At 63.1% G+C, this 20,248-nt stretch carries 22 protein-coding genes; 14 read left to right on the top strand and 8 right to left on the bottom strand.

What is annotated here, in order from left to right; all coding sequences use genetic code 11:
* Nucleotides 1-1,099 (bottom strand): peptide chain release factor 2 gene (gene prfB / locus OOT43_RS14355; RefSeq protein ID WP_266021251.1). Its coding sequence is split into 2 segments (ribosomal slippage): nt 1-1,023 and nt 1,025-1,099, totalling 1,098 coding nucleotides; the frame shifts between segments, so codons are not numbered across the junction.
* Nucleotides 1,100-1,211: 112 nt separating this feature from the next.
* On the opposite strand from prfB, the gene OOT43_RS14360 reads away from it, so the two are divergent.
* A complete protein-coding gene (locus tag OOT43_RS14360; RefSeq protein ID WP_266021252.1) occupies nt 1,212-1,481 on the top strand; it encodes a hypothetical protein in 270 nt (89 codons plus the stop codon).
* 65 nt (nt 1,482-1,546) lie between these two features.
* A complete protein-coding gene (locus OOT43_RS14365; protein WP_266021253.1) occupies nt 1,547-2,263 on the top strand; it encodes a HugZ family pyridoxamine 5'-phosphate oxidase in 717 nt (238 codons plus the stop codon).
* Nucleotides 2,264-2,269: 6 nt separating this feature from the next.
* On the opposite strand, the gene OOT43_RS14370 is transcribed toward OOT43_RS14365, so the two are convergent.
* Both OOT43_RS14370 and OOT43_RS14375 read right to left on the bottom strand, forming a co-directional pair.
* A complete protein-coding gene (locus OOT43_RS14370; protein ID WP_266021254.1) occupies nt 2,270-2,980 on the bottom strand; it encodes a retropepsin-like aspartic protease family protein in 711 nt (236 codons plus the stop codon).
* Nucleotides 2,981-3,253, bottom strand: a complete 273-nt coding sequence (locus OOT43_RS14375; RefSeq protein WP_266021255.1) for a DUF3862 domain-containing protein — start codon at nt 3,251-3,253, stop codon at nt 2,981-2,983.
* Between the two features lie 157 nt (nt 3,254-3,410).
* Here OOT43_RS14375 and OOT43_RS14380 point away from each other — a divergent pair, with 157 nt between their 5' ends.
* Genes OOT43_RS14380 through hflC form a run of 3 tightly spaced genes read left to right on the top strand, consistent with a single transcriptional unit; the run spans nt 3,411 to nt 6,101 of the window.
* Nucleotides 3,411-4,109 carry an SIMPL domain-containing protein gene (locus OOT43_RS14380; RefSeq protein WP_266021256.1) on the top strand — a complete coding sequence of 233 codons (699 nt, stop codon included), beginning with the start codon at nt 3,411-3,413 and terminating at the stop codon, nt 4,107-4,109.
* Nucleotides 4,110-4,152: 43 nt separating this feature from the next.
* Nucleotides 4,153-5,142: an FtsH protease activity modulator HflK gene (gene hflK / locus OOT43_RS14385; protein ID WP_266021257.1), complete on the top strand. Its 990-nt coding sequence runs from the start codon at nt 4,153-4,155 to the stop codon at nt 5,140-5,142.
* Nucleotides 5,139-6,101: a protease modulator HflC gene (hflC, locus tag OOT43_RS14390; protein ID WP_266021258.1), complete on the top strand. Its 963-nt coding sequence runs from the start codon at nt 5,139-5,141 to the stop codon at nt 6,099-6,101. Before hflK ends, hflC begins: the two co-directional genes overlap by 4 nt.
* Before the next feature lie 95 nt (nt 6,102-6,196).
* On the opposite strand, the gene OOT43_RS14395 is transcribed toward hflC, so the two are convergent.
* Nucleotides 6,197-6,589 (bottom strand): hypothetical protein, encoded by a 393-nt coding sequence (locus tag OOT43_RS14395; RefSeq protein WP_266021259.1) that lies wholly within the window; start codon nt 6,587-6,589, stop codon nt 6,197-6,199.
* A 137-nt stretch (nt 6,590-6,726) separates the two neighbouring features.
* Between OOT43_RS14395 and OOT43_RS14400 the strand changes: the two genes are divergently transcribed.
* The 4 genes from OOT43_RS14400 to OOT43_RS14415 all read left to right on the top strand — a co-directional run bounded on the left by OOT43_RS14400 (nt 6,727) and on the right by OOT43_RS14415 (nt 11,593).
* On the top strand, nt 6,727-7,323 hold the full coding sequence (locus OOT43_RS14400; protein WP_266021260.1) for a TetR/AcrR family transcriptional regulator: 597 nt from the start codon (nt 6,727-6,729) through the stop codon (nt 7,321-7,323).
* Nucleotides 7,324-7,384: 61 nt separating this feature from the next.
* On the top strand, nt 7,385-8,764 hold the full coding sequence (locus tag OOT43_RS14405) for a methanethiol oxidase (RefSeq protein ID WP_266021261.1): 1,380 nt from the start codon (nt 7,385-7,387) through the stop codon (nt 8,762-8,764).
* Between the two features lie 25 nt (nt 8,765-8,789).
* Nucleotides 8,790-10,676 carry a cytochrome c peroxidase gene (locus OOT43_RS14410; RefSeq protein ID WP_266021262.1) on the top strand — a complete coding sequence of 629 codons (1,887 nt, stop codon included), beginning with the start codon at nt 8,790-8,792 and terminating at the stop codon, nt 10,674-10,676.
* 56 nt (nt 10,677-10,732) lie between these two features.
* Nucleotides 10,733-11,593, top strand: a complete 861-nt coding sequence (locus tag OOT43_RS14415; RefSeq protein WP_266021263.1) for a hypothetical protein — start codon at nt 10,733-10,735, stop codon at nt 11,591-11,593.
* A gap of 6 nt (nt 11,594-11,599) precedes the next feature.
* On the opposite strand, the gene OOT43_RS14420 is transcribed toward OOT43_RS14415, so the two are convergent.
* Together OOT43_RS14420 and OOT43_RS14425 are read right to left on the bottom strand one after the other, a co-directional pair.
* The gene (locus OOT43_RS14420; RefSeq protein WP_266021264.1) at nt 11,600-12,829 is read right to left on the bottom strand and encodes an AmpG family muropeptide MFS transporter; all 1,230 of its coding nucleotides are present in this window, start codon (nt 12,827-12,829) and stop codon (nt 11,600-11,602) included.
* A complete protein-coding gene (locus tag OOT43_RS14425) occupies nt 12,813-13,586 on the bottom strand; it encodes an exodeoxyribonuclease III (protein WP_266021265.1) in 774 nt (257 codons plus the stop codon). The genes OOT43_RS14420 and OOT43_RS14425 overlap by 17 nt, the downstream gene beginning before the upstream one ends.
* 134 nt (nt 13,587-13,720) lie before the next feature.
* Here OOT43_RS14425 and rpmE point away from each other — a divergent pair, with 134 nt between their 5' ends.
* The gene (gene rpmE / locus OOT43_RS14430; protein WP_266021266.1) at nt 13,721-13,924 is read left to right on the top strand and encodes a 50S ribosomal protein L31; all 204 of its coding nucleotides are present in this window, start codon (nt 13,721-13,723) and stop codon (nt 13,922-13,924) included.
* A gap of 78 nt (nt 13,925-14,002) precedes the next feature.
* On the opposite strand, the gene OOT43_RS14435 is transcribed toward rpmE, so the two are convergent.
* Nucleotides 14,003-14,602: a hypothetical protein gene (locus tag OOT43_RS14435; RefSeq protein ID WP_266021267.1), complete on the bottom strand. Its 600-nt coding sequence runs from the start codon at nt 14,600-14,602 to the stop codon at nt 14,003-14,005.
* A gap of 15 nt (nt 14,603-14,617) precedes the next feature.
* Complete coding sequence (locus tag OOT43_RS14440) at nt 14,618-17,113, bottom strand: penicillin-binding protein 1A (RefSeq protein ID WP_266021268.1); 2,496 nt, start codon at nt 17,111-17,113, stop codon at nt 14,618-14,620.
* A 276-nt stretch (nt 17,114-17,389) separates the two neighbouring features.
* Between OOT43_RS14440 and OOT43_RS14445 the strand changes: the two genes are divergently transcribed.
* From OOT43_RS14445 to OOT43_RS14460, 4 genes are read left to right on the top strand one after another with little or no spacing between them, the layout of a single operon-like run.
* Entirely contained in the window at nt 17,390-18,451 is a 1,062-nt protein-coding gene (locus OOT43_RS14445) for a pilus assembly protein PilM (RefSeq protein ID WP_266021269.1), read from the top strand.
* Nucleotides 18,451-19,056 (top strand): PilN domain-containing protein, encoded by a 606-nt coding sequence (locus OOT43_RS14450; RefSeq protein ID WP_266021270.1) that lies wholly within the window; start codon nt 18,451-18,453, stop codon nt 19,054-19,056. The genes OOT43_RS14445 and OOT43_RS14450 overlap by 1 nt, the downstream gene beginning before the upstream one ends.
* Nucleotides 19,053-19,694, top strand: a complete 642-nt coding sequence (gene pilO / locus OOT43_RS14455) for a type IV pilus inner membrane component PilO (protein ID WP_266021271.1) — start codon at nt 19,053-19,055, stop codon at nt 19,692-19,694. The genes OOT43_RS14450 and pilO overlap by 4 nt, the downstream gene beginning before the upstream one ends.
* The gene (locus OOT43_RS14460; protein ID WP_266021272.1) at nt 19,694-20,245 is read left to right on the top strand and encodes a pilus assembly protein PilP; all 552 of its coding nucleotides are present in this window, start codon (nt 19,694-19,696) and stop codon (nt 20,243-20,245) included. Before pilO ends, OOT43_RS14460 begins: the two co-directional genes overlap by 1 nt.
* Nucleotides 20,246-20,248 lie beyond the last annotated feature (3 nt).

A 20,248-nucleotide genomic window follows, 5' to 3' on the forward strand; every position in this document is an offset into this window, starting at 1 on the left:
TTACAGGCCGCTCTTCAGGCTGGCTTCGATGAACAGGTCCAGGTCGCCGTCGAGCACTGCCTGGGGATTGCCGGTTTCCACGTTGGTGCGCAGATCCTTGATGCGGGACTGGTCCAGCACGTAGGACCGGATCTGGCTGCCCCAGCCGATGTCGGACTTGGAATCTTCCAGCTTCTGCTTCTCGGTATTGCGCTTCTGTATCTCCATTTCGTACAGCTTGGCGCGCAACTGCTTCATGCACCAGTCGCGGTTGGCGTGCTGGGAACGCTGGCTTTGGCATTGCACCACGACACCGGAGGGGACGTGGGTGATGCGCACTGCCGACTCTGTCCGGTTGACGTGCTGGCCGCCGGCGCCGCTGGCGCGGTAAACGTCGGTGCGCAGGTCGGCCGGGTTGATGTCGATGTCGATGTTGTCGTCGATTTCAGGCGAGACGAACACCGAGGAAAACGAGGTGTGGCGGCGGTTGCCGGAGTCGAACGGCGATTTCCGCACCAGCCGGTGCACCCCGGTTTCGGTGCGCAGCCAGCCATAGGCGTATTCGCCCTCGAAGCGGATGGTCGCGCTCTTGATGCCGGCGACGTCGCCGGCGGATTCTTCCACCAGTTCGGTCCTGAAGCCTTTGCGTTCGCCCCAGCGCAGGTACATGCGTTCCAGCATCTGGGCCCAGTCCTGGGCCTCGGTGCCGCCGGAACCGGCCTGGATGTCCAGGAACGCGCTGTTCGGGTCCATTTCGCCGGAGAACATGCGGCGGAACTCCATTTCGGCGACGACATCCTCATAGTGAGCCAGGTCCGTGGCGACCGATTCGACGCTGTCCTCGTCGTCTTCCTCGACCGCGAGCTGGAGCAGCTCCTCCGCATCGCTGACGCCGGCCGCAATCTCGTTCAGCCGGTTGACCACGCCTTCCAGTTGGGTGCGCTCTTTGCCGAGCGCCTGGGCGCGTTCCGGGTTGTCCCAGATCTTTGGGTCTTCCAGTTCGCGCAGGACTTCGGTCAGGCGTTCCTGCTTGATGTCGAAGTCAAAGATACCCCCTAAGAGCATCCTGGCGGCTCTTGAGGTCTTTGATTTGATTGTAGAGAGGATTGAGTTCGCGCATGGCGGTAATCCGTTGAAAACCTTGCATTGTACTATATGGGCTGCGCTTTCGGCAGGCGTGGCCTTTCTGCTATCGTTGGGACTTTTGGCGTCGAACCGATTTGTGGAGTCTCATGGCTAAAGTGACCGTTACCCGATGCGACGATTCGACCTTCGAAGTGGTGGTGGAGGACGCCGCTATGACTTCGCACACCGTGACGGTGGACCCGTCCTATGCGGCCAAGCTGGCGGGCGGGGTGCCGGTCGAGATGCTGGTGCGCCGCTCCTTCGACTTCCTGCTCGAACGCGAGCCGAATCTCAGCATCCTCCGCCAGTTCGAGCTTTCCCTGATCGGGCGTTATTTCCCGGAATACGAGCGGGTGATACGGGGCATGCTTTCGTAGATCTCGCACAGAGTTATCCTTACCTTGTGAAAATGGGTGAGCGACAGGATTGATCGAGGAAAAACATGGCGGAATTGGACGAAATCGGAACGGAAGCGCGCGCGCTGCTGAATCAGGCATATGACGGCGTGCTTTCCACGCATTCGGCAGACATGCCGGGATATCCCTTCGGCTCGGTGATGCCGTACTGCCTGGATCGGGGCGGTGCGCCAGTCATCTACATTGCCAGCATCGCCCAGCACACCCGGAACATCCAGGCGAACCCGAAGGTCTCGCTGATCGTGCTCGACCGCAGCGTCGGGGACGTGCAGACAAACGGCCGGTTGACCCTGCTCGCCGACGCGCAGCCCGTGCCCGAGGACGAAGTGGATGCCGCCGAGCGTTATTTCTCCTTTTTCCCGGACGCCCGCCGTTTCCAAAACACCCATTCCTTCGCCTTCTACCGGCTGGCGCCGGTGCGCCTGCGCTATATCGGCGGCTTCGGCCGGATTCATTGGCTGTCGCCGGAACGGGTGCTGCTGTCCAACCCCTTCGGTGCGGAGGAGGAAAGGGCGATGCTGGAGCATATGAACGCCGACCACCGCCAGGCGATGTGCCGGTATTGCGATGCGGCCAGCGTTGCCGTCGAAGCCGGCACCGAACCGGCCATGGTCGGGATCGACGGGGAGGGATTCCATCTCCGGGTGGGTTCCAGGGTGGTGCGTTTCGCCTTTCCCGCCCCGGCGTCGACGCCGGCCGAAGTGAGGGCGGCCCTGTTGGCGATGGCGCGCTCCGGCCAGTGAGGCGGGCTATTTTGCCAGCAGCACGATCTCGTTGTGTTCGTCGTCGATGGTGACGCGGAATCGGTTCAGATAGCTCATACCCAGCAGCATCGCGCCGTTCAGTCGTTTGTCGGCGATGAAACTGACCGGGACGTTCTCGGCGGAGGCGGGGCCGACGGTGACGGAGGGAAGCATGCCGGTCTTGGTGTGGACCTGGCCGCTCGCGGTCTGGCTGATGCCTGCGGCAAGCCTTTCGGCGTCGAATCCCAGGGTGGTGATCATCGAGGTCGGCAGCACTACGGTCGATGCGCCTGTGTCGACCAGGACGGATACCGTCTGAGGAACCCCGTTCGGGCCGACGAGGATGGCTTCCACCTGGTGATGGACGCCGATGCGAAGAGTGGGGATGGTCGAACTCGGCGGCGGTTTCCCTCCGCTGCGTGCGGTGCCGGTGATGACCACCCGCTCGATCTGCCCCGGCCGGCTCTCCATCAGGATGTAATTGTAACCCTGCAATAGCGCCTTGAGGCTGTCTTTGATGTCGCCTTCGGCGATGCGGCCCGGTTCGGCGCTCAAACGGTCGAGCCCTTCGATCGAGAATCCGTGTTCCTGCGCCAATGCGGCGAGCTGTTCCGCCAGCCCGGCCGCTTCAGCGCCAGCCGGCCACAGCCCGAAGATCGCGCATGCGAGCAGATACGGCCGGGCGATTCCCGGCCATGGGTCTTTGGGGCAAGCCATTCAGAGGCCGGTGTTCGAGTAGAACAGTATTTTCTCGCCCATGAACTGCACGCTGATGGTTTTGGGTTCCTTGCCCCAGACGCAGCTCTTGACCGAAACCACGGACTGGCAGTTCTCCGGCTCGCCCAGCAGTTCGACGACCTTAGAATATTCCATGCCGATGGCGAGCTTGTCGTAGTTCTCGCGGGTCACTTTGTTTTCGCAGGCGGCCAGGATCAGGCCGAGTGCAACCGGCAGCAGGGCGCGTGTCATGCCACGCAGGAGTTGCTTCATAGCGTCACTTCCGGAAGTGGGTGAGGGTGGGGTTCGATGATCCCTTAAACGGTCCGCGGGAGGCAAGCGGTGCAATCCGCGGTGTCTTGCAGCATACTGCCTTTCCCCGAACCTGCGGGGGCGTCGTGATCGAAACCTGTTCAAGGGGGAACTTGCCGTGAATGCGCGAATCCGGGTTTTGGGTTTTCTGCTGGCGTTGTCGGCCCTGTCCGCCGTGCATGCGGACGAGCGGGCGCCATTGACTTACGACCGAATCGATATATCGTCCGAGGCTGAGGGCGATGTGCAGAACGACATCCTCTTCGCCGTGCTGTCCAGCGAGATGGAAGGCCCCAAAGCCGCGGCCCTGGCCGCCGAGGTCAACAGTGCCGTCGCCAGGGCGGTCGAGCGGGTCAAGCAGGTGCCGGAGATCAAGGTGCAAACCGTCGGTTACCAGACGTCGCCGGTCTACCAGAAGGAGCGCATCAGCGGCTGGCGGGTGAAGCAGTCGATCCGGCTGGAAAGCACCGATGCCGGCAAGCTCGGCGGCCTGCTGGGGGAGCTTCAACAGCAGCTTCATCTCGAATCCGTCGGTTACGAAACCTCCCCCCAGAAGCGGAAAGAAGCCGAAGACGGCTTGATCAAAGAAGCGCTGGGGGCGTTCCGCCAACGGGCCGAACTGGTGACCCGGGAACTGGGCCGCAGCCGCTACCGGATCGTCGCCCTGCGGGTCGATACCGGCGGTCCGCCGGTCCGGCCGATGGCGCTGGGCATGCGCGCCATGGCTGCGGACGCCGCTGCGCCGGTACCGATCGAGGCCGGCACGCAGAAGGTTGAAGTCAACGTGAGCGGTGCCATCGAGCTTCAAGCGGACTGACTCGAGCCGTTTGCCCGGCTGCTCGAATAGACAAGGAGCCGATATGGAAAATTCGAACTCACCCTGGGGGCGTATCGCCAAGCCACTCCCCAACTCGCTGCCGGCTTCTCCCGCCCGCATCGTCCTGATCGTCTTGGCGCTCATGGGGCTGTGGACCGCCTACTACACGATCCCGGCCGAATCCGAAGGCGTGGTGCTCCGGTTCGGCAAGTACATCCACAAGGTTCCGCCGGGTCTCCATTTCAAGCTGCCTTACGGCATCGACAGCGTCATCGCCGTGCCGACACAGCGCCAGCTCAAGCTGGAGTTCGGGTTCGCCACGACGGGCGCGACCAATCCGGACCAGGTCGGCCTGGAGCCCGGCAAGGAGCGCTCCATGGTCACCGGCGATTTGAATGCGGCGCTGGTGGAGTGGATCGTTCAGTACCGTATCACCGAGCCGCAGGACTACCTGTTCGCGGTGCGCGATCCCGGCCTCACCCTGCGCGATATTTCAGAGTCCGTCATGCGTGCCGTGGTCGGTGACCGTACGGTGGACGAAATCATCACCATCGGCCGGCAGGAGATCGAAGAAACCTCGCTCCAGCGAATGCGTGCGCTGGCCGAGCTTTATCACCTGGGCGTCTCCATCAGCCAGGTGCAGCTCAAGAACGTCAATCCGCCGGAGCCGGTCCAGCCTTCCTTCAACGAAGTCAACCGGGCCCAGCAGGACCGCGAAAACGTCATCAACCTCGCCAACGGCGAATACAACAAGGCGGTGCCCCGTGCCCGCGGCGAGGCCGACCAGCAGATCCGGGCGGCGGAAGGCTACCGTTTCAAGCGGATCAACGAGGCGGAAGGCGATGTTGCGGCCTTCAGTGCCGTGCTGGAGCAGTACGTCAAGGCGCCGGAGGTGACGCGCACCCGGCTCTACCTCGAAACCATGGGCGATGTGCTGCCCCAAGCCAAGCAGTCGATCGTGGTCGACGAAACAGTGCAGCAGATATTGCCGATGCTGCCCCTGCCGACCGCCATGCAGGAGGAAAAGCGATGATCGCCGCAAGACACTGGGTTTCCCTCGTGGCCGCGCTGGTGCTGCTGGCGCTGTATCTGTCCGCTTACACCGTCGACCAGACCGAGCAGGTCATAGTCACCCAGTTCGGCCGTCCGGTGGGCGAGCCGATCACCGAACCCGGCCTCCACTTCAAGCTGCCCTTCGTCCAGCAGGTCAACCGCTTCGACAAGCGCTACCTGGCCTGGGACGGCCCCATGGTCGAGATGTCCACCAAGGATAAGACCTACATCCAGGTCGACACCTTCGCCCGCTGGCGGATCACCGACGCCATGCGCTACTACCTGCGGCTGCGGGACGAACGCAGCGCCCAGTCGCGGCTGGAAGACATCCTCGGCAGCGAAACCCGCACCGCCATCGCGCGGCACGAGCTGATCGAAGTCGTGCGCAGCGACAAGGAGCGCCAGCCTTTGCGGGACGAAGGCCTGGCCGCCCAGTTGCCGGAGGTGGGGCTGCGCCCGATCCGAGTCGGGCGGCAGCAGATCGAGAAAGACGTGTTCGAGAGTGCGGCCCCCAAGCTGGCGGAATTCGGCATCGAGCTGCTCGACGTGCGCTTCAAGCGCCTCAACTACAATCCGGAGGTGCTGGAGCGCATCCACCAGCGCATGATCAGCGAGCGCCTGCAGATCGCCCAGCGTTTCCGGTCGGAAGGGGAAGGCGAGGCCGCCCGCATCGCCGGCAACAAGGAGCGCGACATCAACGAGATCGCGTCCACCGCCTACAAACGGGTCCAGGAGATCGTCGGCGAAGCCGATGCCAAGGCCACCGAGATCTACGCCAAGGCCTACACCCAGCGCCCCGAGGCCGCCGAGTTCTACCGTTTCCTCAAGAGCATGGAGACCTACCGCAGGATCATCGACCGCGACGCCACCATCGTCCTATCCACCCGCAGCGACCTGTTTTCTTTGCTCAAGCGTATCGAGGCGGAGCGGAAGCCTTGATGCGCAAGCGCCAACGCCAACGATAAGACTCGAATGGGCCGGATGACGGGCGCCGTGGAATCGGCATCGGTGGCCAAAAGTCGCAGAACGGTTGTTCAGTCTTTCAGCAGAACCCGCTTCACCGCCTCGCGCATTTCGTCCTTGGACGAAATAAAGCGCTCGAACTGATCGGGCGTCAGTACCTGCTGCAGCTCGGCATCCTTGTTTTCCTGGATCGCCTTGGCTTTGAGCATTTTGCCGAGGCCGCCGTCGGCGCTCTTAATCACGGGTTCCATCTGTTCGGCGAATTTTTGATTGATGGCGGCGATCTTGGGCATCTGGGCATCCGTCAGGGCCAGATGGCTCTTCATGTACTCGGTCTGGGCCGAGGCTCGCTGGACCGGCGTCGTCGCTTTGAGCTGGTCGAAGTCGTCCGCGCGGGCGGCGGTGCCGAAGGCCATCGCCAGGAAGATGCAGAGTTTGAGGGTACTCTTGATGAGGTGATTCACGAGGTTCTGACTCCTGTAGTGGTGAATTTTTTCGCTGTGGTGTGCAAGGATCGCCACATTCTCAGGCAGGCAAATTGCGGCATCGGGTCAAGTCTGCATGCTTGCCAAATTAAGACGACCGGTCGTATTATTTTGCCATGGCGAAAACCGCGACCAAACAACTCACCCGGGAAAGGCTGCTGAACGAAGGCGTGGCTTTGCTCATGGAGCAAGGCTACCACGGCACCGGACTGCAGGACATACTGAACAGCGTGGGTGTGCCGAAGGGGTCGTTCTACAACTACTTTGCCAGCAAGGAAGAATTCGGCGCCGAGGTGATCCGGCACTATATCGAGCCTTTCATCCTGCAACTCGACGGCCATCTCCGGAATTCCGCACTGAACGGCGCCCAAGCCCTGCAGGCGTATTTCCGTGCACTGATCGAAGAAGCCGGCCGCCGGCAGTTCAAGGGAGGCTGCCTGCTGGGCAACCTGATGGGCGAGATCGGGGACACCAGCGATACCTGCCGTGAGGCACTGCGGGAGGTGCTGCACCGTTATCGGGACAAGCTGGCGCAAGGCATCGCCCGTGCCCAGAGCGAAGGCGCGTTCCGGCGCGATCGGGCTGCCGAAGACCTGGCCGATTGCCTCGTCGACGCCTGGCAGGGCGCCTTGCTGCGGATGAAGGTCGAACAGTCCGTCCGCCCGCTGGAAGAATGTTGCCGCAACCTGTTGGAGGGTTATTTCCGAGCCTGAAAAATTTTTTGAGCCATTTCGAGACGACCGGTCATATAACAGAGAAGAATGAGGTTATGCCATGAAGACATCCGTTTTTTCAACAACATCTGCGCGCTTCGCTTTGCGAGCCCTGGTTTCGGGTTTGGCCTTGGCGCTCGCGGCACCGGCCGGCGTGAGGGCCGATGAAACCTGCGCCTCGCCCTACATGAAGAAAATCACCGGCCAGGAGGATTACGTCTACGTCTGGACCCTGGGGGCGGAAGGCATCGGTGACGAGCAGGACAAACTGGTCACCGTCGACGCCAACCCGAAATCGCCTCAGTACGGCAAGGTGGTGAGCACGCTATCGGTGGGCGGACGCAACGAGGCCCATCATTCGGACTTCACCGACGACCGCCGGTACCTCTGGGCCGGCGGGCTCGATACCAGCAAGATCTTCGTGTTCGACGTGCACAGCGATTCTGCCAAGCCTGTCCTCTCGAAGACCATCACCGACTTCGTGGAAAAGAGCGGCGGCGTGGTCGGGCCGCACACCTTGTACGCCCTGCCGGGACGCATGCTCATCACGGGGCTTTCCAACAACAAGGACCACGGCGGCCGCACGGCGCTGGTGGAATACACCAATGCCGGCGAATACGCCGCCACCCATTGGATCCCGACCGACGGCGACCTGCGCGGGGCGATCAAGACCGGCAAGCATGCCGATGGCTACAACTACGACGTACGCGCTCTGCCTCGCAAGAATTTGCTGGTGACCTCATCTTTCACCGGCTGGAACAATTACATGATGGACTTCGGCAAGATGCTGGCGGACCCCGAGGCCATGAAGCATTTCGGCAACACCGTGGTGGCCTGGGATCTGCTCACCAAGCAGCCGAAGAAGGTCTTCGACGTGCCCGGCGCGCCGCTGGAAATCCGCTGCGCCTGGGGCGAAGCCCACAATTACTGCTTCACCAGCACGGCGCTCACCTCGCAGATCTGGCTGATTTACGAGGATGCCAAGGGCGAGTGGCAGGCCAAGGCCGTCGCCGACATCGGCGAGCCGGCAAAGGTGCCGCTGCCGGTCGACATCTCCATCTCCAATGACGACACCCGGCTGTGGGTGAATACCTTCATGGACGGCAAGACCCGTTTGTTCGACATCAGCGATCCGCACCACCCCAGGCAGGTCTACGAAAAAACCATCGGCGCCCAGGTCAACATGGTGTCCTCGAGCTGGGACGGCCAGCGGCTGTACTACACCTCCTCGCTCCTGGCCAACTGGGACAAGAAGGGCAAGGACAACGAGCAATTCCTGAAGCTTTACCACTGGGACGGCAAGGAGCTGAAGGAGCAGTTCGCCATCGACTTTTACGCCGAGAAGCTGGGGCGTCCGCACCAGATGAGGTTCGGGGCGCGGGCGCTTTATGCGGGGCCGGCGGGCGACGGAAACCGCGTGGTGCAGGCCAGGGCGGAATGAGTCTTCGTCACCGGAAGTTTCCGGCGTGAACCTTATTCCCCTTTCGTGCCGGCTCCTGGCCTGGCTGGTTCCAGCGCTGCTGTCGGCGGCGCCGGTTCTCGCCGGCGAACTGGCGCCTGGCTACCGCGACCTGCCGTTCTCCGCGCCAGAACCGGGCAGCTACAAGCTCCCAGTTTTGGGTTCGGCGGCGGACGGCGCGGCGTTGGATTCCGACGGGCAGCCGGTCAGGCTTAATGCTCTGTACGACGGCCGCATCGTCCTGCTCGGCTTCATCTATTCCACCTGTGACGACGTCAACGGCTGCCCCTTGGCGACGGCGGTGTTCCAGAAGCTCAGGAATGCCTTGAAATCGGAGCCGGAGCTGGCCGGCCGGCTTCGCCTTCTCACCCTGAGCTTCAATCCGGAGCACGACACGCCCGAGGCCATGCGTCGCTACGGCGAGGGCTTCCGCGACGGAGGGGTGGACTGGCATTTCCTCACCACGCGCTCTGAGGCCGAACTTCAGCCGATTCTGGAAGCCTACGGCCAGTCTGTGCAGAAGGAATACGACGCGGATGGACGCTCCACCGGCAAGTATTCCCATCTGCTGCGGGTGTTCCTGATCGATGGGCAAAAACGGATTCGCAACATCTATACGGTTTCGGTGCTGCATCCGGATTTGGTGCTGGCGGATGTGAAGACCCTGCTGCAGGAAGCCCCGGCGCCGGTGGCCGGAGGCAGACAGGTGGCATCCCCGCCGCTTCGGGCCGGCGATGACAAGACCGGCTATGCCAGCCCGGCTTATGAGACCCACGCCTTGGCCTTGGACGCGCGCCGTGGCCGGCCGGCCGATCTGTTCCAGCGGGCGCAACGGCCGGTGCTGGGACTGCCGAAACTGCCCGTGCCGGCAGACGACCCGCTGACTCCCGCCCGGATCGCCCTGGGGCGCAAGCTGTTCTACGACCGCCGCCTCTCGCTCAACCAGACCTTCTCCTGCGCCATGTGCCATATCCCCGAGCAGGGATTCACCAGCCAGGAGCAGGCCACGGCGATCGGCATCGAGGGGCGCACGGTCCGGCGCAATGCGCCGACGCTCTACAACGTCGCCTATCTGACGAAACTGTTCCACGACGGCCGCGAATCTTCGCTGGAAAACCAGGTCTGGGGGCCTTTCCTGGCGGCCAACGAGATGGGCAACCCTTCCGTCGGCTTCGTGGTGGACAGGCTCAAGTCGCTGCCGGATTACCGCGGCCTGTTCGAACAGGCCTTCGGCCGCGGTCCGGGCATGGAAACCGTCGGCCAGGCCTTGGCCGGCTACGAGCGCGTCCTGGTATCGGGCGATTCGCCGTTCGACCGCTGGCGCTATGGACACGAAAGCGGGGCGCTGTCGGAAGCCGCACGCAAGGGATTCGAACTGTTCACCGGCAAGGCCGGCTGCGCGGCCTGCCATACGGAGGGAGACCGCTATGCTTTGTTCACCGATGACGCCCTGCACAACACCGGCGTCGGCTACCGCGCCAGCATGAACAAGGAGCCCGCCAGCCGGCGCGTCCAGGTGGCGCCGGGCGTATCCTTCGAGGTGGACGCGAAAATCCTCGCCCAGGTCGCCGAGCCCGCCCCCGGCGACCTCGGGCGCTACGAAATCACCCAGAACCCGGCCGACCGCTGGAAATACCGTACGCCCACCCTGCGCAACGTCGCCCTCACCGCGCCGTACATGCACAACGGCGTCTTCGCCAGCCTGAGGGATGTCGTCGAGTTCTACAACCAGGGCGGCGAGCCCAACGAAAACCTCGACCCGCTGATCCGGCCGCTGGGGCTGTCGGCGCAGGAAATGGATGCCCTCGTCGAGTTTCTCGCCAGCCTCACCGGCGGGGACAATCAGACCCTGGTGTCGGATGCGTTCGCGGCGCCGGTGGGGGATCGGCACTGAACTGGGGGCAGGGTACGGCATATACTTGCGGCCTAACTCCTTCGTAGACAAAGCCGATGACAGCTATTCTCCATATCACCAGCGGCGACCTCGCCGGGGACCTGATCGCCAGGAGCGGCATCCCCGGCGAAGTCTTCGTCTGGCATGACATTCTCTACGACGGCCCGCGCCTGCCTGGGTGGCCGGACGAAGAGATTCTGACTGCCAGGGCGGCTTATCTCGAAGCCGCGACCGGTGGCGGCTTGAGCCGCGCTGTCATCCTGCCGACGCTGAAAACGCAATATGCGAGGCTGAAAACCCTGCTGTCCATGCACGTGGTGCTCTGGTTCGATGCCTGTTTGTTCGACCAGTCCATGCTCTGCCACGTGCTGACCTGCTTGCGCATTGCTGGAGTGGGGGCTGCGGAGTTGATCTGCGTCGATGCGTTTCCCGGCATCGAGCCCTATCACGGGCTCGGCCAGCTTTCTCCGGAGCAGATGGCTTCGGTCTATCCCCGGCGCCGGCCCGTGACGCCGGACCAGTTCGACTTCGCCGAGCGGGTCGGTCGCGCCTTCGCTTTGCAGGACCGGCAAGCGTTCGAGGCGTTGGGGCGGGAGGCCGATGCGCCGCTGCCCTGGGTGCCGGCGGCAGTGCGGCGCTGGCTCGCGGAACAGCCGGACGAGACGGGGCTGGGGCGTCTGGAGCGGCTGGCCCTCGAGGCGATCCGTGCCGGTTGCGAAACCCCGGCGGCGATTTTCGCCGCCACGGCAGCCGCTGATTCGCCGCCCCAGTTCTGGACCGACATCACCCTGTGGGCGCGGATCAACGCGCTGGCGGACCGCGACCCGCCTTTGGCCGTCATCGAGGGGCCCGAGGTCCGGTTGCCGCAATGGGGAGGCATGGCCGGTCTGGAGCGGTTCCGGATACGGCCGGGGTAGGCGTTTTCAGTCGGCCAGCCAAGTCCGGAACCGGGGCAGGACCAGCAGTCCAGGGATGGCGAACAGGGCGCAGAGGATGAAGAAGTTCTGCCAGCCGACGGTCGTGGCCAGCCAGCCGGAGGGGGCGGCGGCGATCACGCGCGGCACGCCCATCAGGCTGGACAGTAGCGCATATTGGGTGGCGGTGAAGCGGCGGTCGGTCTGGTTGGCCATGAAGGCGACGAAGGCTGCCGTGCCCATGCCTGCGGACAGGTTCTCGAAGCTGATCACCGCGGTCAGGGCCGGCAACTGCGGGCCGGTGTGCACTAGTACGGCGAAGGCGGCAGTGGAAAGGAGCTGCAGCAGGCCGAACTGCCACAGCGTGCGGTAGATGCCGTAGCGCAGGATCAGCGCGCCGCCGGCTAGGCCGCCGAGCACCGTGGCCCAGAAGCCGAACAGCTTGACCACCGCGCCGATCTCGGTCTTGCTGAAGCCCATTTCCAAATAGAACGGCGTGGTCATCTGCCCGGCCACGGTATCGCCCAGCTTGTACAGCAGGATGAACAGTAGTACCCACATGGCCTCGCTGCGCCGGAAGAACTCGACGAAAGGCAGCACCACCGCGTCCTTCAGGCTGTTCGGGTGGGCTTCCCCGGCGGCGGCCTCCGGCAGCAGGAGCGTGACCATGATGCCGGAGGCCATGACGATGGCCATCAGGCCGTACATGTCCGGAAAACCGATCCAGTCGGCCAGGATCAGGCCGCCGCCCGAGGCCAACAGCATCCCCAGACGGTAGCCGTTGACGTAGAGCGAGGCGCCCAGGCCCTGCTCACGGTCGTGCAGGCTCTCCCGCCGGTAGGCATCGATCAGGGTGTCTTGCGACGCGGAGAAGAAGGCGACGGCCAGCGCCAGTCCCGCCAGCATGAGGGCGGAAGCGCCGGGGCCGTATACGGCGAGGCTGGCGATCGCCACCGCCAGCAGAAGCTGCATCAGCAGCAGCCAACCGCGCCGCCGGCCCAGCCGTGGCCAGTGGAAGCGGTCGAACACCGGCGCCCACAGGAATTTCAGGGTGTACGGCAGGCCCACCAGGGCGAACAGGCCGATGGTGGTCAGATCGATACCGCGGTCCTTCATCCAGGCCAGCAATACCGAGCCCGTCAGCAGCAGGGGCGCACCGCCGTAGAAGCCCATGGCGAACGCGGCCAGCATGCGGCCGCTCAGGATGCTGCGCACAACCGGTTCAGAAGGCGAGGTCATAATCGATGGTGAGCGGGGCGTGGTCGGAGAAGCGTTCGTCCTTGTAGATCGCTACGGAGCGGATCAGGTCGCGCAGGGCGGGGCTGACGACGTGGTAGTCGATGCGCCACCCCACGTTTTTGGCCCAGGCCTGGCCCCGGTTGGACCACCAGGTGTATTGCTCGGGCTCGGGATTGACGGTGCGGAATGCGTCCACCCAGCCGTTGTCGTCGAACACCCGGTCCAGCCAGGCGCGCTCTTCCGGCAGGAATCCCGAGTTTTTCTGGTTCGAGCGCCAGTTCTTCAGATCGATGGGTTTGTGCGCGATGTTCCAGTCGCCGCAGAAGACGTATTGCCGGCCGGAGCGGGCGCAGTCGTCCAAAAAGGGAAGAAAGCGGTCCAGGAAGCTGAACTTGACGGCCTGGCGTTCTTCGCTCGACGAACCGGAAGGGATGTAGAGGGAAACCACGCTCAGATTGCCGAACCGCGCTTCCAGATAACGGCCTTCCGCATCCATGTCTTCCCAGCCCAGGCCCTGGATCACTTCGTCCGGTTCCTTGCGGGCATACAGGGCCACGCCACTGTAGCCCTTTTTCTCGGCCTCCAGGTAATAGCAGGAATAGTTTGCCGGCCAGAACAGTTCGTCGTTGAGCTGGGCGGTCTGCGCTTTGATTTCCTGCAGGCAGACCACGTCGGCGTTTTGCCGCGGCAGCCAGTCGAAGAAGCCCTTGCGCGCGGCAGAACGGATGCCGTTCGCATTCAGCGTGATGATTTTCATAGGTGGAGTCGGGATGTTCGACGGGATATGGGAGTGTCAGGCGAGCGTTCCGGGATTGCGGCTTGCTGCGGTGGTCCGATTACAGTACCATGCCAGATTTCGTCTGATCGAGCCCCTTGGAGTAGCCTCGTACCATGAAGCCTGACATTCATCCCGAATACGCGACAGTGACCGTAAGCTGCAGTTGCGGAAACACCTTTGAAACCAAATCCACGATCGGCAAGGATTTCCAGGTGGAAGTCTGCTCGGCCTGCCATCCATTCTATACGGGCAAGCAGAAGATCGTCGATACCGCCGGCCGCGTCGACAAATTCCGCCGTAAATACGGTCGCGGCTGAAAATAAAGTGGGCAGGGCGGTTCGCCTGATTGCGGCAGGCGGCCCGCCGCTTCTCGCGGGGCGGCTTCTCCCGTCCCCTTAGTTTCTTGTGCCGGCGGGTTTCCCGAGCATGGCGCGCAGCTCACGTATCGACGCCGCGGTTTCCCTGTTTCCTGCGGAGGCCGCCCGCCCTGCCGCCGTAGCCGGGAAGATGCACAGATCCATCGGCGTTTCGTCCACGAAGAACGACAGGGCGGGGAACGTCGTGTTCTCGCCCCGGATCCGGCAGCGGCACGAGGTTTCCCGGAACGGCACGTGGGCGTCGAGCAGTTTGCGCATGACTTCTTCCGGCGCATCCGCAAACACGTGCAGCGTGATTGCACTGTGCCGGCCGGCGGTTCCATCCAGTGCAGCGCCGGTCAGGCGCGGATCGAATTCCGCGAGAAACTCCATGGCCTCAAGCGCTAGAGCGCGCTGACTCTCCAGTTCGGCGTTCTGAGCGGCGGGCCGGAACAGCCTGTTGTATTCGATCAGGGCGGCGTCGACTTCCTCCGGTTCCGGCAACTGGCGCTTATCGGCCGGGCCGAGCCTTGCGGCAGCCTTCTCCAGCGCTTGCCGGGGGTTGTCGATGCCCTGTTCGGCCATCAGCCGGGCGGCCGCCCATGCCAGATGAGAGCGTGCCTTTTGCCTGGTTTTCACGTTCGGTTCCGGTCTTCAAAACAAGGATTCCATCGGCTTCGGCGTCTCCGCCGGCCGCACGGCCTGAGGAGGGGACGGAGCTTCATCCACTTCTTCATCTTCCGGTGGGGCCGATTCCGGTGCCGTCCCGTCTGAGGCATCGGTCCGGGATTCAGTCGACGCTGCTTCGGGCTCTTCGATTGTGGCTTCGAAGTTGGGTTGCGGTGTCGGCCGTGGCACCATGTCCACGATGCCGCCGGCGATGCTGGCGGGCAGCCTGTTACCCGTCGCGGGGTCGATCCGTGCGGCCATGATCCCGGCAGGTTGAGGAAATTTGCGCTCGGGAACGTCGCGCAGCATTTCCTTCATGAACTCCGTCCAGATGGGCAGTGCTGTCTGCCCGCCGGTTTCTTTGTCGCCAAGCGTCTTGTACGAATCGAATCCGACCCAGGCTATCGTCACGATGCCTGGCACGTAGCCGTTGAACCAGGCGTCGCGATATTGATTGGTGGTGCCGGTTTTGCCCGCCAAGTCGCTCCGGCCGAGCTCGAGGGCCTTAGTTGCAGTGCCTCGGCGAACCACATCCTGCAGCATGGAGTGCATCATGTAATGCACTTCTTCCGAGATCACCCGCTTCGCCGTGGATTTGCCGTCGGCGCAGTCCAGGCAGGCGATGGCTGGTGTGGCCTGATACAGCAGCCGGCCGTTCTGGGTTTCGATGCGGCTGATGATGAACGGGTCGACCCGGTAGCCCCCGTTGGCGAAAACGGCATAGACCTGGGCCATCCGTAGCGGGGAGGCGGTGCCGGAACCCAGCGCGAGCGTGAACGACCGGGGCAGTTCGTCCGGCGCGAAGCCGAATTTCTCGGCGAGCTCGATCACTTTAGGCAAGCCTACTGCGCGCAGGAGGCGGATGGACACCATATTGCGCGATTTGGCCAGGGCTTCCCTCAACGGGGTGGGGCCGGCATATTTCATCGAGTAGTTGTGCGGCCTCCAGATCCCGCCGGGCGAGGCGGGATCTGGGAAGGACACGGGGGAATCGTTGACCACGCTCGCAGGGGTGAAGCCTGAATCCAGGGCGGCGGAATACACCACGGGTTTGAAGCCTGAGCCGGGCTGGCGCTGGCCCTGGCTGGCGCGGTTGAACTTGCTGAGACGATAGTCGAATCCGCCTGCGACGGCGATGATGGCGCCGCTATCGGCGTCCAACTCGACGAGCGCGCCCTGGACCTTGGGTATCTGGGTCAGCACCCAGCGGCCTTCGGCGTCCTTGCGGATCCGGATGACGTCGCCGGGTTTGAGCACTTCCTTGACCGATCTGGGCGGCGCTCCATGGGCGTCCACGCTGATGAACGGCTTGGCCCAGCGGATGGCGTCGTAGGACAGTTCGGGTTCGCCGTGGTTCGCCGTGTAGAGGCCCGCGGCCGTGTCGGTGGCGGTGAGCACCAGTGCCGGCACGGTGTCTCCGGCAGGACCCGCGTCTTCCAGCACTTGGTTCCATGCGGACTTGGCTTTGATCTGCTTGAGATCGATGTGGACCTTGGCCTTGCGGTAGCCATGCCGTTCGTCGTAGCTTCGCAGACCCGACTGCAGGGCCGATTCCGCTGCCTGCTGGGCATGGCTGTCGATGGTGGTGTATACCGCGTATCCGCTCTCGTAGGCATCTTCGCCATATTGCTGGTACATCTCTGCCCGCACCATCTCGGCGACGTAGGGGGCATCCAGCTCGATGGCGCGGGTGTGGATGCGGGCGGTGATCGGCTCGTTCAGGGCTTTCTGGTAGGCCTCGTCAGTTATGAAACGCAGCTTGCGCATTCGGCGCAGCACGTAGTTGCGCCGAATCTGCGCCCGCTCGGGATTGGCGACGGGGTTGAAGGCGGACGGCGCCTTGGGAAGGCCGGCTATCATAGCCATCTCGCCGAGGGCCAGTTCACCCACGTGTTTGCCGTAGTACACCTGGGCCGCCGCCTCGATGCCGTAGGCATGCTGGCCGAAATAGATCTTGTTCAGATAGAGTTCGAGAATCTGGTCTTTGGGCAGTTCGGAATCGATCCGGACCGCCAGCATGATTTCCTTGACCTTGCGGAGAAAGGTCTTCTCGCTGCTCAGGAAGAAGTTGCGCGCGACCTGCATGGTGATCGTACTGCCGCCCTGGCGTTTTTCGCCAGTCCTGGCGAAGGTGAGCACGGCACGCAGGATGCCTTGGTAGTCTACGCCGACGTGGTCGTAGAAGCGGTCGTCTTCGGCGGCGATGAACGCGTGGGCCAGGTCCTGGGGCACGTCGCCGATGGCGACCGGACTGCGCTTCTTCTCGCCGAACTGTGCTATCAGCTTGCCGTCCCGGCTATAAACCGACATCGGGATCTGATAGCGCACTTCCTTCAACACCGCGATGTCCGGCAGTTGCGGCTCGAGGTGGCGGTAGAGGCCGAACAGTCCCAGGCCGATGACCAGGGTGGCGACCAAAAGGACTTCGAACGTCACCAGCCAGTAGCGGGGCCTTGTGGGCTTTCGGGATAAAATTGCCACAGTGTTGGTTTCGGCGATGGCAGCGGGGCCCGTCGGCGCACGGCGGGCCTTCACCGGAGAGGATTTTGTATGAAGAACGGTTTTATATTAAGGTCTGCATCATACCCCAGTTGTCCCAAGGGAGCGAACCGCCCCGTCAGGCTGCTTCGGACGATCGCCATGCTCTGTACTCCGGCAGGTGCCGTTTTTGGGTATTCTTGATTATCAACAGTAGTATTTTCCCGTAGCATGCCGCGGCTTTCTGAGCCCCGTTCAATTTTAGGGTGACTGTCAGACATGTGGGGCTTCGGAAGGAAGAAACCGCTCCTGCTGGGGATCGACATCAGCGCGGCGGCGGTCAAACTGCTCGAGTTGAGCAGAAAAGACGGCGGCTACCAGGTGGAAAGCTACGGCGTCGTGCCGTTGCCCCGGAACACGGTGGTCGACAATACGATCGCCGAGCCGGACAACGTGTCGGCGGCGGTTCGGGCCGTGGTCAAACAGTCGGGGACCCCGCTCAGGCACGCGGTGGTCGCGGTGCCCGGCTCCGTAGTCATCACCAAGCACCTTACCCTGCCCGCCAACCTGGAGGGCGACGAACTCGAGGCGCAGATCGAGCTGGAGGCGGACCAGTACATCCCTCATGCGAGGGAGGAGGTCAGCCTGGATTTCGAGGTGCTGGGAAAGAGCCTGAAGAATCCCGATCTGATGGACGTGCTGCTGGTGGCTACGCGCCGGGAAAACGTGGAAGACCGGGTTTCGGTACTGGAAAATGCGGGCCTCGGTGTCGAGATCGTCGACGTGGAGTCCTATGCCATCGAGCGCGCCTTCAAGCTGGTCAGGGACCAGCTTCCGCCGTCCATGCGCGACCGCGCGATAGCCGTGGCCGATGTGGGCGCCGTGGCCACCACGCTCAACGTCATTCACGGCGGTTCCATCATCTACACCCGCGAACAGGGTTTCGGCGGCATGCAGTTGACCGACGAGATTCAGCGCCGTTACGGCCTGACCTACGAGGAGGCCGGTCTGGCGAAGAAGGAAGGGAGCCTTCCCGGCAACTATGCCGAGGAAGTGCTGGAGCCGTTCAAGCATGCCCTCGTGCAGCAGATCAGCCGCTCGTTTCAGTTTTATCTGTCGTCCACGGCGCAGTGCGGCTTCGATGCGGTGGTGCTGGCCGGAGGCTGTGCCATGATTCAGGAAATCGACCGTTATGTAGAGGCGGCGTTGCAGGTTCCAACCGTCGTTGCAAATCCCTTCCGTAACATGAGTTTTTCAGGGAGGGCGCGGCAGGAGCGCCTGAATTACGATTCCTCGGCCTTGATGCTGGCGTGCGGTCTGGCGTTGCGGAGCTTCGACTGATGGCGCGTATCAACCTTCTGCCCTGGCGTGCTGCTCTCAGGCGCGAACGGCAAAAGGCGTTCGCCATCTGGACCGGGCTCGGTCTTGCCCTGACCGCGGCGATGCTGCTGCTGGTCCGAACGCAGATCGGCGCCGCCATCGACAGCCAGAGCCGGCGGAACCAGTATCTCGAAGGGGAAATCGGCGCGCTGGAGCGCCAGATCGCCGAAATCCGGGACTTGGAAACCAAGAAGAGCCGGCTCGTGGCCAAGATGGAAATCATCCAGCAATTGCAGTTGAGCCGGCCGGAAGAAGTGCATCTGTTCGACGAAATCGCGCGGACGGTGCCGGAGGGGGTCCGCCTGCAGGATCTGACCCAGGAGGACCGCGCCGTTACGGTCAACGGCATGGCACAGTCCAACGCCCGGGTTTCCGCCTATATGCGCAACCTGGAAGGATCGGAGTGGCTGTACGAGCCGGTTCTGGAGGTCATTGAAAACAAGCAGGACGGACAGGCGAGGGGTAAGGAAAGGGACAGGGGCAGCCGGTTCACCCTGCGGATGAAACAGGGCCCCAAGACCCGGACTGGCGAAGACTCTCTGCCGGCGGACAATAAGGCGCCGTGAATCTCGCGAAGATCAATTGGGACCTCGAGTATGCCGGGTCCTGGCCGACACCGGTCAAGCTTGCCGTCATCGCTATGCTGAGCACTGTGCTTGCCGGCGTCTGGTATTACCTCGACACCAGCGCCCAGTTGGCCGAACTGGATGCTCAGCAGCACCGGGAGCAGGAACTCAAGGAGACTTTCGAGATCAAGCAGAAAAAGGCGGTCAATCTCGAAGAATACAAGCTGCAGCTTTCGGACATCGAGAAGACGTTCGGCGATCTCCTGCGGCAGCTTCCCGACCGCACCCAGGTACCCGATCTGCTGGTGGACGTGTCCCAGACCGGACTGGCGAGCGGCCTCGAATTTGAACTGTTCAAGCCCGATGGGGAGGTTTCGAAGGATTTCTACGCCGAACTCCCCATCGAGATCCGGGTGGTCGGGACCTACATGGAGTTCGGCGCTTTCGTCAGTGGCTTGGCCTCGCTTCCCCGCATCGTCACCGTCCATAACGTGAAGATCGCTTCGCGTTCCGCCGACGGCGGCGGCCCCAAGCCCGGGGATGCCGAATTGGTCATGACCGCGCTGGTGAAGACCTATCGCTATCTCGACGACGGCGCCGTACCGCCCTCGTCGGCGGCCGAACGCAGGCGGCGTTGATGGCGGGTTCGGCCGTCCCGATGAAGAGCGTCGCGGCGCTGGCGGTGCTGGGCTTCTTGTCCGGCTGCGCCGAGGACGAATTGGCCGACCTCAGGAGCTATGTGGCCGAAATCAAAGCGCGCCAGAAAGTCAACGTCGAGCCATTGCCGGAAATCAAGACAGTGTCGCCGTTCCTGTTCAATCCGGCTGATCTTCACGACCCATTCAAGCCCATTGACAAGCCCGACGAAGCCGAGGCCGCGGCTGCGGACAACGGCATTCGTCCCGATCTGTCCCGCCGCAAGGAGCAGCTCGAGAGCTATGAACTGGACACCTTGAAAATGGTCGGGACGGTCCGGATGTCCGGGAATCTGTGGGCGCTGGTGCGCGCCGCCGATGGCACGATACACCGGGTTCGGACCGGCAATCACATGGGCAGGAATTTCGGCAGGGTTACACGGATCAGCGAAAGCGGGGTGGAGCTGGTCGAAATCGTTCCGGATGCACAGGGCGGATGGTTGGAGCGTGCCGCTACGATGACGCTGATCGAGGCGGGGGGTGAAAAAAAGTGAAGA

The organism is Methylococcus mesophilus (assembly GCF_026247885.1).
GTDB lineage: Bacteria > Pseudomonadota > Gammaproteobacteria > Methylococcales > Methylococcaceae > Methylococcus > Methylococcus mesophilus.

Excerpts from the sequence above, each read along its gene's own strand:
- OOT43_RS14360 (WP_266021252.1), top strand. The coding sequence starts at position 1,212 with ATGGCTAAAGTGACCGTTACCCGATGCGACGATTCGACCTTCGAAGTG.
- OOT43_RS14365 (WP_266021253.1), top strand. The coding sequence starts at position 1,547 with ATGGCGGAATTGGACGAAATCGGAACGGAAGCGCGCGCGCTGCTGAAT.
- OOT43_RS14450 (WP_266021270.1), top strand. The coding sequence starts at position 18,451 with ATGGCGCGTATCAACCTTCTGCCCTGGCGTGCTGCTCTCAGGCGCGAA.
- OOT43_RS14400 (WP_266021260.1), top strand. The coding sequence starts at position 6,727 with ATGGCGAAAACCGCGACCAAACAACTCACCCGGGAAAGGCTGCTGAAC.
- hflC (WP_266021258.1), top strand. The coding sequence starts at position 5,139 with ATGATCGCCGCAAGACACTGGGTTTCCCTCGTGGCCGCGCTGGTGCTG.
- OOT43_RS14425 (WP_266021265.1), bottom strand. The coding sequence starts at position 13,586 with ATGAAAATCATCACGCTGAATGCGAACGGCATCCGTTCTGCCGCGCGC.
- OOT43_RS14415 (WP_266021263.1), top strand. The coding sequence starts at position 10,733 with ATGACAGCTATTCTCCATATCACCAGCGGCGACCTCGCCGGGGACCTG.
- rpmE (WP_266021266.1), top strand. The coding sequence starts at position 13,721 with ATGAAGCCTGACATTCATCCCGAATACGCGACAGTGACCGTAAGCTGC.
- OOT43_RS14445 (WP_266021269.1), top strand. The coding sequence starts at position 17,390 with ATGTGGGGCTTCGGAAGGAAGAAACCGCTCCTGCTGGGGATCGACATC.
- OOT43_RS14460 (WP_266021272.1), top strand. The coding sequence starts at position 19,694 with ATGGCGGGTTCGGCCGTCCCGATGAAGAGCGTCGCGGCGCTGGCGGTG.
- OOT43_RS14405 (WP_266021261.1), top strand. The coding sequence starts at position 7,385 with ATGAAGACATCCGTTTTTTCAACAACATCTGCGCGCTTCGCTTTGCGA.
- OOT43_RS14370 (WP_266021254.1), bottom strand. The coding sequence starts at position 2,980 with ATGGCTTGCCCCAAAGACCCATGGCCGGGAATCGCCCGGCCGTATCTG.
- OOT43_RS14420 (WP_266021264.1), bottom strand. The coding sequence starts at position 12,829 with ATGACCTCGCCTTCTGAACCGGTTGTGCGCAGCATCCTGAGCGGCCGC.
- hflK (WP_266021257.1), top strand. The coding sequence starts at position 4,153 with ATGGAAAATTCGAACTCACCCTGGGGGCGTATCGCCAAGCCACTCCCC.
- OOT43_RS14375 (WP_266021255.1), bottom strand. The coding sequence starts at position 3,253 with ATGAAGCAACTCCTGCGTGGCATGACACGCGCCCTGCTGCCGGTTGCA.